The organism is Burkholderia sp. 10_S31, assembly GCF_056930375.1.
Map to the genome: position 1 here is coordinate 2,059,868 of NZ_JBXOWK010000001.1, position 16,360 is coordinate 2,076,227.

The window sequence follows — 16,360 nt, forward strand, 5'->3', positions numbered from 1 at the left end:
GCATCGATTGCAGCGAACTCGACGCGAACGCCGACGCGGGTTGCTGTCATTTTTCCTGATGGATGTACTTTACATCCGATTTACAAGTGCTCCCTCGCATCAATCTGCGCCGTGTCGATGCTTTTTATGCGATGCGCTCCACGTCAAGAAGCAGTTCGCTGTCAGTCAACCTCTGAAAATTTCCGCGACGCACGATTGCCCTGACGCCACTCCGACATGCGGTACATGCCGGAGAGGGTCAACAAGTGGACGTACATGCTCAGGACTGGTTGCGGGAGACGCAAGGGGGTTGCACCATGAATTCAAACATCAGATCAAATTCGACAACGGGCAGGGCGCTTACGCCAGTTCCAGTGTCCCTTGCAGACCGACGGCCAGGTTTGCGGGGTGGTTGCTGCGTCTGTTTGCGCCGAGCAATATCCACAACCACCTGCTCGACATCGGCCTGCGTGAACTCACGCTGCTTCTTTTTGCCCGGTTGAGGTGCGTTGCGATTCGTCTTGGTCGAGTCACCTCGATGCGCTCGGGATGGCGCTTTACCAATCCGGCTGTTATCGCGTTGTGCTTGAAGGGCTTGCGCGACCTGCAGCACGTGACTCAAACGCTTGCGTTCGACAACGGCGGCTTGATCGATCTCGGCCAGCCGGTCGTACTGCCTGCAGGGCAGCACGCGACCCTCTGTTCGGAGTTCCATGCGCCCATCCGGGTACTCCCAAACCTCGATCGTTCGGTCGATCAGCTTCCGATTCTCCGGCGTATCGTCCAGCAAGTACATCACCCGGTCGTACTGCACCGTGAGCGATTTCGTCACTTTCCGCGGCTCGCGCCACGTCATCACCAAGTCGAGATTCTCGTCGGCGCGCAGCGATCGGTGTGCATTGAAGTCGCTCTTCGGCGGCTTTGCGAAGCGTGTGTTGTAGGCGGCCATGAAGGAGGGCGCGTAAGCGTTGGCGTCGGCCACCGTGTTGATCCCACGCAGCCGCATCTCCTTGACCAAGCGATCCTGCAACGTCAGATGTGCTCGCTCGACTCGCCCCTTGGCCGGACTGCTGTTTGCGCAAAACGTATCGATGTTCAGCTCGTACATCGCGCGGCCAAAGTGCGTCACCCGATTACCAGTCTTGCCCGGCGTTGTATTGCGGAACACGCTGTACTTGTCGCTATAGAACGCCCCCGGTTTGCCATGGCGCTCGATATACGCTCGCGTCGCCTCGAAGTAGCTGAAGGTCGATTCGGTCTGCGTGAAGTGCAGCATCATCAACCGGCTCGTCGCATCGTCGACGTATACCAGCAACGTGCAGGCCGGCGCCCGTTCCTCGAACCACCGATGGTCGCTGCCGTCGATCTGGATCAGTTCACCCAGGCACGCCCGCCGTGCTCGTGGCTGATAGACCTTCGGCGGTCGTTGCCGGCGTGGCACCCACAAACCAGCTTCCGTCATCAGCCGCCGTACCGTTTCCTTGGCGAGCTGGATGCCGTGGCATTCCCGAAGCTTCTCGCACGCTAGTGTCGGCCCGAAATCGGCGTAGCGATCCCGGATGATCGTCAGGGCCCGCTGGGCCAACTCCGCATCCAGCCGCCGGTTGCCAGGACCGCCACGCTTGCGCGAGGTCAGGCCCACCGCGCCAGACTCCCGGTATCGAATCACCAGCCGCTCGATCTGCCGGACCGTCAGGCCCAAGCGTTCGGCCGCGCGGCCAGGCTTCACGCCCAAATCCACTACGGCCTGGATTACCTTCAGACGGTCGAGTTCTCTCATGTTCAATGTCACCAGTGCTGTTCGGTGCATCGCCGGCTCCATGATCTGACGGGGAGCCGGCAAGCTTACCGAGGTCCAAACGCGACATTTCTAAATGGCTAGAACACGACATTTCTAAAAAGCTACTACAAGATTTAACGTTGATAATTCACGTTATGTAAAATTCAAGGCATGTCTGGGGAGCCGTGTAGACTAGCCTTGATTGCCTGCAATGCGCTCCAGTGCAGTCAGTGACACTCTGGAAAAGGACGGTATTCCCCTCCCCATTCATCTTCGTATCCGGCAATCCTAAGTCCGGACGCTGTTGTGCCCTCGAATCTCCGGGTCATTGGGTCGAAATGCCATTTCGACGGATCGTGCGGATCAATTGATTGCAATTGCCTGCGCAACTCGGCTGCATTCCAGTGGTCAGGGAAGAAGCTCTTGTTCGTGGCAACGGTTTCCCAACGATTACCGACTTCGATTTCGATCTGTCCTTTGTATGCTCCATGGAGACAGGGGCCACCGAGCGGAGTCACTCGAACGGGATATAGCTTGGGTTCGCCCGGGCCGGCGCCCCAGTCTCGAATTCGCCTTCGCTGTGGACGATTAAGGTGGAAGCCACTCAGTGGCGGGTCATTATTTCGATTGAGATCCCCGAGTATATGCGCAAGGTCCCACGGGAAATTATTATTCGGTTGCGCGCTACTGGATCGAAATCCAAGCGGATCGGTCCAAACTGTTGAATTTGGCCCGTAACGATACAAATTGACTCCAGCAGCCAAGCCTAAAGGGTCCTTGGATATGAAGCCTCCGAGAAACGGGTCGTAGTATCGATGTCGGTTGTAATGTAGCCCTGTTTCTACGTCCCAATACTGCCCTTGAAGACGAATCGGGTTGTAGTCGTTCGTGTTCATTGGAGCCGTCGATCCGCTACTGATGCCCGTAGACCAAACCTCACGTCCGTTGGAATCGATCATTTGGGTTGGGCAACCATTTATATCACGTCGGTAGTAGGAAATCCGACGATTGCGCCAATTTTTGGAACGGGTATTCGCTGCTTCGGCATCGCTAACGCAGGCTAGTGGAACAAACGTATCTGGATAGTAGACCCATTCTTGGTGTTTTCGAACTCGCCCTTCAGGCTGTCTCGGGGCTTGATCCTCATCGAGCATCAAGCCATAGGGCAATCGATATGCTGGATGTCCTCCATCGCCTTCAGCGAGTTCAGCCACGAGCGCATCGCCGTCCCAAAAAAAGTGGCTAACGCTTCGCCGCGCTGTTGTAGCGAATTGGAACGTTGCTTGCGTTCCTGCACCATGCACTGCGAGAGTCGTCTTCCTGAGTCGACGGCGAAAAGCATCATAGATATACTGCGTTCGAATGTTAAGTGCGCCATCGCCTGGTTCAGAGTCCGACGATCGAGGTCGAGTTGCCAACGACTCGATCAGTAGCCCTTGTGCATCCCATTGGAGTGCCAAATCCTGTTGTGATTCACGTTTCCATATCAAATTTCCTCGCTGATCGTACACCCAGCGGGGATCGTTTGATTCCTCATCAAGAATCCGATTTCCGCGGTTGCCCCTTATGTTGATAATCTTTCTTTGCGGCCCATTTCGAGTTCGAATGCTAAGTAAGTCTCCAGCAGAATCGTATGCGAATTCTTGCAATTTACCGGTAGGATCGAGGTGTGCGGTCAGCCTTCCTACAGGGTCATACTGGTAACCCTCGGTGCCGAAGCGGGAGTCACCCTTCCCGATCACTTCGCCATTAGCGTTGTACGCATATTCGCTGGCGAACAAAACGCTGGTGCCAGTGAGCAGTGTATGTTTCGCAAGTAGTCCGTCGGACGTGTACGAGATTTCACGCCGCATCTCTGCTCCAAGATGTTCGAGAATGACTTGTCCGAGTGGATCATGCTCGAATGTAATGGGCATCGCGTCATCGATCTGGATCGAGTTGACTGTATCGAGGGCGTTGTAACCATAGCGAACAGTATGTGTCGTAACGATGCCGCTTACGTTGAGTTGCGTTTGACGCTCAATTCGGTTACCGGCGGCGTCGTATGTATGCAGAATCACAAAATCGTTGCCCTGTCGCTCCTCCGTTACACGACCGACAGCGTCATAAGCTAGCTCGATTCGACTATCTGGATTTTCTGCGACTATCAAATTTCCATGGCAATCGTAGGAAAAAAAATCAGCACGAATCGCATCAGGTTGCCGTGGATCCGGCATTCGTTTCTGCACGAGACGGTCGAGCGTATCCGTTTCATATTCGATCGTTTGTCCCAACGGATCAATGCTACGCAACAACGCACCCGTTGCGCCGTATTCGTACCGCTGTGGTTGACCCCAGTAGTCAACCTCCTCGACTATGCGCCCCAAGGGGTCGCGCTTTATCTGATGCAGTTGGCCGCGCTCATTGACTATACCAACCAGACGAGCTTCAGTGTCGTAGCGGTATTCGACCACGCCACCATCCGGTGCCAAGTGTTTGCTGATATGTCCAAGCGGAGAGTATTCCAATTGGGTGACCTCGCCATCTGGATTGCGATAGCGTGTCAGGTTCCCGTTGGCATCGTAACTGTAAGAGGTTTCCCGTTCTCCCTGTTCGATCGCCCGTATGAGGTTGCCGTTGCGATCATATTCGTAGCGACTCATGTGGCCTAACGCGTTGACTGTCGCGATGATATTGGCTCGGGCATCGAAAGTATATCGGGTGCGATGTCCGAGCGCGTCGATTACCTCTGCGAGATTTCCATCGTGATCGTAGTCGAAGCGCGTCACTGCACCTCGTGGTCCCGTATGCCTGACAAGCTGACCAAGCCAGTTGTACTCGTAGTGCATGCGCGTCTGTATCGGTGTAGTCTGCGCAAGCAGATTGCCATGTTCATCCCATGCGTAGTGCCATTGCCTGTCTCCGGGTGCAGTTACACATATCGGCTTACCAAATTCGTTGTACTGGGCGTATACGGCAGTTCCATCCGGTAGCGTCTGCGTAACCAGATTTCCATATTCGTCATATCTCCATGTCGTAGTGCGCCCGGCTGAATCGATTTTTTCGCTCGTACGGCTCCGGGCATCGTATCGATAATTCGTTACGTTCCCGAGTGGATCGATTCTTGCGACCGGTATGCCTCGCTCGTTCGCCTGTAGGATCGTTTGGTTCCCTAGCGAATTTGTGATCCGCGTTTCCCGATGCGTGATGTCGTAGTCAAAGCGGTAGTCGACGAGGCCGCTTTCACCCCACGCGTGATCGACCCGCCACACATCGTCATCGTAGTGTCGATGGCTGTAGTAGAACGTTATTCCCCGCGCGCTTGTGTGACTTGCCATCCGATGATCGTCGTCATATGTGAACCGATGTGGGTGGTTCATCGCATCGAATACGGTAATCAGATTCCCGTTTCGGTCGTGCTCGTAGCTGACGAGGGGGTGGATACGGCCGCTTGTGTCAATTAGCGTCAAGGTAGCGAGCAGACTTGAATGGCTTCCGATCTGGCTACCGGACCTTGGATCACACCTGATAACGCGTCCGGTTTTACCATCGCTCTTCCATTCAACGAGGCGCACCAGGTTTCGATCCGGTCCGCGCTCGAATGTCCACGCGTTGCCGCTGAGATCGGCCATCCGTTCAATGGGAAGAATCAATGCGGCACCCTCAGTGAGCGTGGCTACCGCATGTTTCCAGCGTTCCGGCAACACAAATTCATGTTCGATCCCGGCATACGTACGCAGGACAAGGCGATCATCTTGCCGGTACAAGGCATGTCCATACTGCCAGTCATATACACAAGTCTGTATCCCAACCGTCTCCGGCATCGTGTCGAAAGCCGTCGAGTGATCCGAAAAATATGCGGCGACACCCACTGTTCCTGAGTTCCGCATCAATTTCAAATGGACATCTGCAAGTGTCCTCCAGCCGACGCCAACTGCTCCATCCTGCATATCGTGGCTCGCATAATGGCGATCCCACACCAACGGGAGGCGGCCGGTGATCGTGAAATCGTGTTGCTGTACAACCACTTCTCCCCTGATTGCATCGACAGGCTCTGCGTGAAGCACCTTGCACCGCAGAAATCCCGACTTCAAATGCAATTTATCCGCCAGCGTCTTCGCCCACTCCGACCCGCGGAATGCCTTGAACAAGCCCTTCGCAAGCGCCGCCATGTTGACGATCGGCGGCCCGCCCACCAGCACGGGTCGTCCGGTCGGAATCGGCAGCATGAATGACGTCGGCAACGACAGATGCTCGCGCTTCGTATGCGCACCGTTGTGCGTCGGCGGCTCCAGCCCGAGCGCCCAGCAACTCATTGCCGGCAACGCCAGAAATGCCATCGGGTCGTTGTTCGCGAGGACGGTCTTGCTGCCCATGTACGCTTCCGCGTCGTTCGATGGGTCCGGATCGGGGGGCGCGAACGATTCGCCGAGCGGGAAATGCAGCGCTGGCGCATGGAATGCGTGCGTGCCGGCGGTAGCACGCAGCATTCCGTTCACGAAGATCGGCCGACCTGCGATGCTGCCCATCCCGACGCCGGCACCCATCGCGTTTGCGATATCGCCTGCAGTCTTTGCACCCTTCAGCGCTTGCGCGACAGTCGGATCCTTCGCCAACTTTTGAAGCTCACCGGAGGCGTCTTTGAGCGTGTCGTCGAGTTTCTTCGCGTCGTCCGGGTGGTCTTTGAGATATTCGACCGCCTTTTCCTCGACGATCGTGAAGGCGATCGCGCCGATGACGCCCAAGGCGGCGTTCACATATTCGCGCAGGTCGAGCATGAACCCGATATGGGGGTGCGGCAGGAACACGGGCGTCGGGCTCGGCGCCACCAACACCGAATGCAGGTCGACGCCGACGACCGGATCGAGATGCTTGACGGCTGGAAGTGCCACGGTTTCGGCCTCCGCTCAGCGCCCGCCGCGCAACGCAGCGACCTTCTCGCTCAACGCGTTGCGCCGCCGGTCCATCGCACCCAGTTGCGACACCATCCACTCGACAACCATCGGCAGGTTACTGTTCGCCCGCATCGGCTCGTCGATCATCAACCCCGCATCGAGCGCATTGAACCCGGCCTCCAGCGCATGTTCGCGCTCCCCTGCCCGCTCCCAGCACACGGCGCTCATCCGCCACGCCTCGACCGTCATCAACCCATCTTTCGCCGCCGTAGTCGACGCCGCCGCACGCTCGTAGCAGTAAGCCGAGTGCGCATAATCCTTGTGCGTCAAATGCACGCTCGCCTCGCCGAACAACCCGTTCGCAACGAGCTTGTGCCCTGCCGGATGCCCGGCCTCGACCGCGCGCATGCCACTGCTGGCGGCGCTCTGGTAAGCCTCGATCGCCCGCGCCCGATCGCGCCATTTCAGATACGCGGCTCCCGCAATCAGGTGCACGACAACGCATTGATCGAACCACTGCTCGCACTCCGCAACCTTCAGTGCCGCCGCACGCAATTCCTCCAGCCGAGAGGGATTACCGCCTTCGATCATCTCGGTCAGCATCACGAAATGCCGTCGAAACTCACCGCTCGGCCCGCGCTCCCCCGATTCCGCCAGCAGCTCACGTGGCACACTCGCCATCGAATACTTGCCTTGCACGACGCGCACCGCGGTGCGATGCCGTTGCATGAGCGCCGCAAACGGCGCGATATCGATACGCGGTACGACAAAGCGCACACGCTCGGCAAGCTGCGGCGCGACCGCAATGATCGACAGCAAATCGTCCATCCATCGCACCCACGCCGCGTTATCCCGCACTTTCAGCGGCTCCAGCACGAAAACCATCGCCGGGAAAATGTCCGGATGGTGCTGCATCAGGCTTTCGGCAACTGCGAAGAGATACAGCATCGGATTCTTGCCATCGTCGTACGGCGCCTGCCAGTCGGCACGCATGCCCTGAGCATCGGATGCCTCCCGCCGGCTGTCGTAGAATGCGATGAGCTCGTCCGCCAACGCTGTCGCATAACCGGCTTCATTGACGAACGACGCCCGCATGGTCCTGACCGCGCACGACGTTTCGTCCTGGACCTGGAAATACAGCCGGACGAGCTCCGCATCCGTCTCGTCGGTCTGCCAGATCATCAATCGCGCGTCCTGCTCTTTCGCGAAACTCATCCAGTCCGAATGCGCATCCATGAACCTGCGCTCCACCGGATTGGTCGGCTGCCAGTTCTGCATTCGTGCGAGCCTCCGTCAGGGATTCAGTTTCAGGACGGCACCTTCGACCGTGTGTTCGGCGGTCGCCGACGACGTCACCGTCTTGCCGTTTACGCTGTGGCTTTCCGTGCCGGTCGACGTCACGTTGATGCCCTGGATCGCGATCGTGCCGTCGCTCTTCATCACGATGCTGGACATCCCGCAGACGAGCGAAAGCTGGTCGCCGGCGTTGACGAGCACCTGATGCTGCACGTTCGTCGTATGGTTCGCGCCGACATTGACGGTGTGTTCGCCGCCGACCGTGTGCGTATGGGCATTCGTGATCGTCGACGTTCGCGTGCCGATCTCTTCGGTGTGCGCCGAGGCCACCAGCGTCTTCATGTCCTTCGACGTCGTCTGATACATCTGTCCGACGTTCAGCGTCTTGCCTTCGCCGATCGTTTCGGTCTTGGCATGTGTGACCGACTCCGTGTGGCTGCCGCCGATCGTCGCCTCACGATCGGACGCGATCGTCACGGTCTCCTTCTTCCCGACCGTTCGTGTCCGGTTCCCGCCAACCCCATGCGTCTCATCCACCCCGATCTGCGCGACCCGGCTCTTGCCGATATTCACCGTTTCGTTCTGCCCGACGCTCCTTTGCCGGTTGTTCTTCACCTGCATCGTCTCGTCGTTCCCGACCGTATGCGTGTGGTTGTTCCCGACAGAAAGCGTGTGATCGGCCTCCGTCTCCGCGTCGAAATTCCGCTCCGCATGCATCCACAGCTGCTCGGCGCCCTTCTTGTCCTCGAACCGGAACGCGTTCGCGTGCTCGGTCGTCCCGCCCGGCGACGACCGCGACAACAATCCGCTCTGCGTCGCACTCCCCGGCAGCCCCCACGGCGGCATCTTCTCGCCGTTGAAAACCCGCCCCGTCACGATCGGCTCGTCCGGATCGCCATTCAGGAAATCGACCACAACTTCATCGCCCACGCGTGGAATCTGCACGCCCCCAAACCCACCCCCGGCCCAAGGACTCGACACCCGCACCCAGCACGACGAATCCTGGTTGCTCTGCCCATACCGATCCCAGCGAAACTGCAGCTTCACGCGCCCATACTGATCGGTCCAGATTTCCTCCCCCGGCGGCCCGACCACGGTAGCCGTCTGCGGCCCATTGGTGCGCGGCCTCGGCGTCTCTCGCGGCGACCGGTAAGGCAGGCTCGACGGCTGCACGATCATCATCGTCTGATGCACGACGGCCTCGGCGCCCTGATCGCTCGCATACGCGTTCTCCTGAAAGCGGTACTGGCACCGCACGATCAAATATTCGCGATTCTGGTCAGCACGCGGGCAATGCTCGAGCGTGAACAGATACCCGGGCGCGGCACCGCGCACGTCCGTCTCGGCACTCGCCCGCTCATGCTCGGCCTGCTGTTCCTCGAGCCTTACGCGGCTGTAATGCGCACCCGGCGCATCGTTGCGATACCCGCCCGGCCATTCGAACGACGCGAAGCTGTCGTGATCGTGGCCGCGCGGATCGACCTTCTGCGACGAAAGATCGGCGCGCGGCTTCGTATAGTCGTAGTCGGTGGTCTGATGCTTGCCGACGCTTACCTCCTGAGCGGGCAGCCACGCGTCGATGTGCTCCTCGTCGGCGATCGCGGTTCGATCCCGTGCGATGTACGGGATCGTTTCGTAGCCGGGCAACGCGACGTGCGACGACATCGCATCGCATAGCACGAGCGTGTGATTGTCGGCCGCGTGCCGGAAATAGAAATAGATGCCCTCGAATTCCATCAGCCGCGACACGAATGCCGTATCGGTCTCGTTGTACTGCACGCAGTACTCGCGCGGCACATAGGATTCGGTCAGCTTGTTCTCGATCGGAAAGCCATACGGCGCCAGCACTTCCTGCACGATGTCTGGCACGGTGCGGTTCTGGAAGATCCGGCAGTCCGAGCGGCGCGTCGCGAGCCACAGCCACGGCCGCACGACGAGCTCGTAGCCGTAGTGCCGTTCGGCGCGCCGGCCGGCCAGCGTCGCGCGTGCGACGATCCCGTTCAGGTATCGCGTCGACAGGTCCTGCTGCTCGATCCGCACGGTCACGGGCTTGCCGAGCAAGTCCTTCAGCGACAGGCTGTGGCTGTCCGCCAGCGCCTCGATCCGGAATTCGAACAGGCGGCCGAGTTCGTCGCTGCCGTCGAGCGTATGGAATTTCAGGTCGTCGCCGTGCGGGCTGTCGAGTGTGAATACGCGATTCACGTCGTTCCCTCCTCGTCGAACCGGTAAGCGAATTCGCCGCCGGCCGCGCTCACCTCGATCGACGCCAGCGCACGCCCTTCGAGCGTGGCCTCGAGAATCGTGCGGCCGATGCGTGGCATCACGGTATGCGTGAGGATCGCGTCGACCATCCGGCCGCCGGATTCGATGGTCCGGCAGCGTTCGACGATCAGCGCGGTCGCCGCGTCGGTGCACTGCAGCCGGATGCCGTGATGCAGGTCGATCCGCTTCTCGAAGCGTCGCAACTGCAGCTCGACGATGCGTGCGAGCGTCGCATCGGTCAGCGGGTAGTAAGGCACGACGGTCAGCCGGCCGAGCAGCGCGGCCGGGAACACGTCGAGCAGCGGCGCGCGCAGCGCATCGGCGAGCGTCTGCATGTCGGGCAGGCGATCAGGATCGCGACACAGCTGCATCACGCGATCGGTGCCGATGTTCGAGGTCAGCAGGATCACGGTATGCCGGAAGTCGATGTCGCGCCCCTCGCCATCCTCCATCCAGCCTTTGTCGAACACCTGGAAGAAAATCTCGTGCACGTCGCGATGCGCCTTCTCGATCTCGTCGAGCAGCACGACGGTGTACGGCCGGCGGCGCACGGCCTCGGTGAGCACCCCGCCCTGTCCGTAGCCGACGTAGCCGGGCGGCGCGCCCTTCAGCGTCGAGACCGTGTGCGCCTCCTGGAATTCGCTCATGTTGATCGTGATCGCGTTGCGCTCGCCGCCGTACAACGTGTCGGCCAGCGCGAGCGCGGTCTCGGTCTTGCCGACGCCGGACGGCCCGCACAGCAGGAACACGCCGTGCGGCTTGGTCGGATCGTCGAGCTTCGCGCGCGCGGTCTGGATCCGCTCGGCGATCAGTTCGACCGCATGCCGCTGGCCGATGACGCGTTCGCCGAGGGTCTCGGCGAGCTTCAGCACGGCCTGTGTCTCGTCGCGCACCATCCGGCCGAGCGGGATGCCGGTCCAGTCGGCGACGACGGCGGCTACGGCATGCGTGTCGACCGAGGGCAGCACGAGCGGTGCGTCACCCTGCAGGCTGGCCAGCGCCTGCTGTGCGGCGGCCAGGCGCGATTGAACATCGGTGCGTGCTGCGGCGGAAAGTTCGCGCGACGGATCGTCGTCGAGCAGCGTCGCGCGCGACTCGACGATCGCCGTCAGCGCTTCGCGCTCGGCCTGCCAGCGCATGTCGAGCCGATCGAGTTCCGTCTGCACGGCGGCAAGCTCGGCATCGATCGCGTCGCGCCGCGCGGTGTCGCCGCTGCCTAGCGCGCATTCGCGCCCGACCCGTTCGCGCTCGACTCGCAGGCCGTCGATGCGCCGCCGCGTGTCCTCGATCGGCGCGGGCACCGCGTGCTGGCTGACGGCAACGCGCGCGCAGGCCGTATCGAGCAGGCTGATCGCCTTGTCCGGCAGCTGCCGCGCGGGGATATACCGATGCGACAGCGTCACGGCGGCCTGCAGCGCGTCGTCGAGCACCAGCACGCGATGGTGGGCTTCGAGTTTCGCGGCGAGGCCGCGCAGCATCGTCACCGCGGCCGCCTCTTCGGGTTCGAGCACGTGCACGAGCTGGAAGCGCCGCGTCAGTGCGGGATCCTTCTCGATGTACTGCTTGTACTCGGACCACGTGGTCGCGCCGATCGTGCGCAGCAGGCCGCGCGCGAGCGCCGGCTTCAGCAGGTTCGCGGCGTCGCCGGTGCCGGCCCCCCCGCCCGCGCCGACGAGCGTATGGACTTCGTCGATGAACAGGATCGCCGGCTGCTCGGACGACATCGCCTCGTCGATCACGCCGCGCAGCCGGCTCTCGAACTCGCCCTTCACGCTCGCGCCGGCCTGGAGCAGCCCGATGTCGAGCAGATACAGCGCAACGTCGCGCAGCGACGGCGGCACGTCGCCGGCGGCGATCCGCAGCGCGAAGCCTTCCGCGACGGCCGTCTTGCCGACACCGGCCTCGCCGACCAGCAGCGGGTTGTTCTGTCGGCGCCGCAGCAGGATGTCGACGATCTGGCGGATTTCCGCGTCGCGCCCGACAACGGGGTCGATCTCGCCGGCCCGCGCGCGGGCGGTCAGGTCGACGGCGAAGCGCGCAAGGGCCGACCCTTCCGCGGGCGGTACACCGCGCACCGCGGCGGCGCCGCCGGCGCCCGAGCCCGCATTGGGATGCGCGGCCGGTGACGCCTCCGGCGAGCCGTCGACGATCGATTCGAGTTCGTCGGCGAGCACGTCGGGCACGATGCGCTCGAACTCGCGTGCGCTCGCGTACAGCACGTTGCGCAACTGCGGCGTCTTCAGGATCGCGAGCAGCAGGACGGCGCCGCGAATCCGCGTCGCGTCGTATTTCAACGTGGCATAGACCCACGCGCGCTCGACCGCGTCGTCGATATGCACGGACAGGTCCGACACCGATCCCGCGCCGCGCGGCAGCCGGTCGAGCGCGGCAACCAGCCCGCGGTCGATGGCCGCCTCGTCGATCCCGAAACGGCGCAGCACGCGCTGCAGGTCGCCGTCAGGCCGTTGCAGGAGCTGCTTGAGCCAGTGCGCGAGTTCGACGTACGGATTGCCGCGCAGCCGGCAGAATCCGGTCGCCTGCTCGAGCGTCTCGTAGAGGAGCGGATCGAGTTTTCCGAACAGGTTGACGCGGCCGATATCGGACATGACGGTTCCCGTTTAGGCGGTTTCGCGATGAAGGGCGGCGCCGGCACGCGGCGGGCCGCCACGGCGCGCGTCGTAGCGGACGACGAGATCGCGTGCGGGCCCCGCTTCGAGCCGCTGCCCGAGCCACGCGGTACGGCCGAGGCCCTGCGGCGCGCCGAGCGCGATCGCCGGTACCGCATCGGCCGCCAGTTCGAGCTGCACGTCCCAGTCGAACTCGATGCCGACGTATTCGCGCACCCATTGCGCGAGCTGCCGCGCGTGCGGGCCGCCCGGCAGGAAGCACCGGTAGGCGTCGAGCGACAGCGGCCCGAGCACGATCCGGAAATGCGACTGCGCGTCGCGCACCGCGATGCCGAGTGCGACGCCGCCGACGCGCAAGGTCGGTCGCGTCGCGCGGATCACGCAGCGCTGCGAGCGTTCGATCGCGACCCAGCGCGGCACGTGCTCGACGATGCGCGCGTCGACGCCGAAATGGCGCCGCAGGATCTGCACGAGCCCTTCCGGATTGCGCGTGTGCCGTACGAGATGGCCTGCATGGAAATAAAGCGCGTGCGGCGCGAGCGTGCCGGCTGCTGGGCGTTCGGCATCGGCCCGCGCGGCCGGCCTGTCGCCATGCGCGGCGCGCCCGACCAGGCTCGCGATGTACGCGTCGAACTGCGCCCTTCCGGGACGATCGAGGCTCACCGTCGGCTGCGCATCGGCCCATGCTCGGTAGAACAGCAGGATCAGCCGGTGATGGAACAGGTCCGCGAACGCGGTGAAGGTCGAGTCGTCGTGTTGCGCTGCGCGTTCGTGCGCGTATTCGGTCAGGTGGGTCGGCAGCGGTCCGTTCGGCCCGAACAGCCCGAAACCGTGGATCGCGATGCGCGGCCGCGCGGTGCCATTGTCATCGTCGTACGCGCCAGCCAGCATCGATGCCGCGAACGCGAGCGACGGCTGCTGCCCGAGCCGCACCGGTTCGTCGCGCGGCCGCGCGGCATGGCCGAGCGGTGCGCGGCCGGGCGACAGCGCATCGAGCCAGCGCAATGCCTCGAACAGGTCGTAGCCATGCGGCGCGGCACGCAGCCGTGCCCACCACGCGTCGCGGCGTGCGTCCTCGGTGGCCGGTCGAGCGCCGGGCGGCGTGCCGTGTTTCATATCGCGGGCCGCCTGCCGATGCGCGCCGGCCAGTGCGCGAGCGTGCCGCGCTGCGCACTGGTCAGCACGCATTCGGCGAACGCGTTGATCGAGACGTGGCGCGCGAAGAACTGTTCGAGCACCGCGCCGAGCAGGAACGGGCTGTCGCCGGAGAACGCATGGTCGTCCACGGTCACGTCGACCTGCACGCCGCGTCCGAACATCAGTGGCCCGAGCGCCGGCAGCCGCCGGAACACGGGCGAGAACGCGACGCGCCGCACGCCGTCGATCTGCCGGCGCATCGCGGCATCGGCCGGGTCGGCGTGCAGGCCGAGCAGCTCGCGCAGCGCATGCGCGCCCTCCTCGTCGTCGAGATCGGTCATCGTCTGCCGGGCCAGCCCGAGATGACGGATGAGCCGCCAGGCCGTCTGCGCGTCGGCGATCGGCGGGCGCGGCCGCGACGGGCCGCGAATCGCGACGATCCGCTCGACGGGGGCCGAGATGCGCAGCGTGAACGCGTTCGCGTCGCCGGGCGGCAGCAGCAGCGCGAGATCGCGGTTCGTGCACAGCGTGTCGACGGACAGGTAGCGCATCGTTTCGTCGTACGGCGCGCACTGGCTGTCGACGAGCGACACGTAGGCCTCGCTGCCGACGTAGCCGGTGCGTGTGCCGTTCGCGCGAGCCTGCGCGGACACCAGCCGAGGCTCGCGCCGCACCGTGTAGTACGCGCCGTAGTTGCCGTCGTCGCTCGCGAACGACGCGTGAAACGGCCGGAATTCGCGCGACTGGCCGTCGTCGCGCTGCTCGCTCGCGAGCCGCTGCACCGCATAGATCTCGTGGTCGAGCGGCCGGCTGCGGTCGACGACGACATGATGCTCGCGCGCGCCCGGCTGCACCCGAATGCGATCGCCGCGGCGCGCGAACAGGTTCACGGCCGGCGTGCAGTTCAGCGCCAGATGCCGCGCATCGACGGCCGCCTCGAGCGCCGCGTCGTGCCGGTCGAACAACACGGTCAGCTCGCACTCGTCGCCGGTGGCGCGCGCAAGTGCGGCGCGCAGCCCGCCGATGCTGAAGAACAGGAAGCGTGCCGGAAACGCGAAATACTCGCGCAGCAGCCGGTAGCCGTGGAAGCTGCGCCCGTCGTCGGGCAGGATCGCCTGCGCCGGATCGAAACCCTCGTGGACGATCGCGTCGGCGTCGAGCGTGTGCAGCCAGCGCGGCGGCTGCCCCGGGTCGTGGCAGACGGCGCCGAGCGCATGCGCGGCGATCAGTTCGAGCAGATGCAGCGCGTCGCGCTCGGGGCCTGCGAGATGAAAGGTCAGCCGATCGAGCGACAGTTGCGAGAGTTTCGTGCCGCCGCGCGCCTTCAGCCGGATGCGCAGCGTGCCGCGCACGTCCTGGCGCGCCGGCACGGCGCCGCGCGGCAGCCACGACGGCGCGCCGGTGACGGCCGCATCGGTCAGCTCGAGCGGCCACAGCGTCAGGTCGTGCGCGGTGCGGAATTCGCACGCGGTCTGCTCGGACGCGGCCGGCCGCGCGCGCAGCGCGGTACCGGCCGGCAACCGCCAGCCCTGCGCGAGGCTGCCTTCGTTCAGCATCGGCGCGAAGCGCATGATCGCCATCGACGGCAACGGCGCGAGATAGCCGGGATACACGGCATCGAGCAGCGCCTGCGTGAAGCGCGGAAACTCGGCGTCCATCTTCAGTTGCACGCGCGCGGTGAGGAAGCTGAAGCCTTCGAGCAGCCGCTCGACGTACGGATCGGGCGGCCCCGATTCGTGCAGCCGCAGCCGCGCGGCGACTTTGGGGAACTGCTGCGCGAATTCGTCGCCGAGCTCGCGCAGGTACGCGAGTTCGCGGTTGTAGTAGTCGAGCAGGCGCGTATCCATCGTGTCAGCTTCCCGCTGCGGACTGCAGCGACATCGCGCCCGTCTCGAGATCGAGGTCGGAGCGCAGCACGAATTCGACCGGGTGCGGAATCGACCACAGCGTGCCGCGGATCTCGAACAGCAGCACGTTGTGACGCCGCTCGCCAGCGCGCCCGCCCGATGCATCGGCGATGCTGCGGACCTCGACGCTGTCGGGCGCGATGCGCGGCTCGAAGCGGACGATCGCGTCGCGGATCGACGCCTCGACCGACATGCGTTCGACGCCCGACATCGGCTTGCCGACGAGCGGGCGCATTCCGTAATTGAGCACCGACGCCTGCGCGTGCGCGAACGCGGCCCAGTCGACGAAGCCGTCCTCGCCGTTGCGCGTATTGAGCAGCCACGCGAGATCGCGCAGCACGGCCGCGCGCAGGCGCTCGGCGCCGATCCATTGCGTGCCGGGCGGATCGGTCGCACGCTGCGGTGCGTCGTCGGTCAGCCGGTCGAGCAGCGCGGGCTGCAGCCGGTCGCGCATGCCGCCGTGCCGGCCGTTGCGGGTTCCCGGGTCGTCCATCGTCA

The 16,360-nt window shown here is 63.4% G+C and carries 8 protein-coding genes; all 8 read right to left on the minus strand.

The window, feature by feature from the left end; all coding sequences use genetic code 11:
- Nucleotides 1–259: 259 nt before the first annotated feature.
- Complete coding sequence (locus AC1Z3W_RS09280) at nucleotides 260–1,789, minus strand: ISNCY family transposase (RefSeq protein ID WP_483507482.1); 1,530 nt, start codon at nucleotides 1,787–1,789, stop codon at nucleotides 260–262.
- A 197-nt stretch (nucleotides 1,790–1,986) separates the two neighbouring features.
- Nucleotides 1,987–6,630, minus strand: a complete 4,644-nt coding sequence (locus AC1Z3W_RS09285; RefSeq protein WP_483507483.1) for an RHS repeat-associated core domain-containing protein — start codon at nucleotides 6,628–6,630, stop codon at nucleotides 1,987–1,989.
- A gap of 15 nt (nucleotides 6,631–6,645) precedes the next feature.
- Nucleotides 6,646–7,911, minus strand: coding sequence for a hypothetical protein (locus AC1Z3W_RS09290; RefSeq protein ID WP_124831974.1), 1,266 nt, complete (start codon nucleotides 7,909–7,911; stop codon nucleotides 6,646–6,648).
- Between the two features lie 15 nt (nucleotides 7,912–7,926).
- A complete protein-coding gene (locus AC1Z3W_RS09295; protein ID WP_483507484.1) occupies nucleotides 7,927–10,131 on the minus strand; it encodes a type VI secretion system Vgr family protein in 2,205 nt (734 codons plus the stop codon).
- Nucleotides 10,128–12,797: a type VI secretion system ATPase TssH gene (tssH, locus tag AC1Z3W_RS09300; RefSeq protein WP_483507485.1), complete on the minus strand. Its 2,670-nt coding sequence runs from the start codon at nucleotides 12,795–12,797 to the stop codon at nucleotides 10,128–10,130. Before tssH ends, AC1Z3W_RS09295 begins: the two co-directional genes overlap by 4 nt.
- A 12-nt stretch (nucleotides 12,798–12,809) precedes the next feature.
- Nucleotides 12,810–13,934, minus strand: a complete 1,125-nt coding sequence (tssG, locus tag AC1Z3W_RS09305) for a type VI secretion system baseplate subunit TssG (protein ID WP_175824727.1) — start codon at nucleotides 13,932–13,934, stop codon at nucleotides 12,810–12,812.
- Complete coding sequence (tssF, locus tag AC1Z3W_RS09310; protein ID WP_057927225.1) at nucleotides 13,931–15,802, minus strand: type VI secretion system baseplate subunit TssF; 1,872 nt, start codon at nucleotides 15,800–15,802, stop codon at nucleotides 13,931–13,933. Before tssF ends, tssG begins: the two co-directional genes overlap by 4 nt.
- A gap of 4 nt (nucleotides 15,803–15,806) precedes the next feature.
- Nucleotides 15,807–16,355: a type VI secretion system baseplate subunit TssE gene (gene tssE, locus AC1Z3W_RS09315; protein ID WP_057927279.1), complete on the minus strand. Its 549-nt coding sequence runs from the start codon at nucleotides 16,353–16,355 to the stop codon at nucleotides 15,807–15,809.
- Nucleotides 16,356–16,360: the final 5 nt, after the last annotated feature.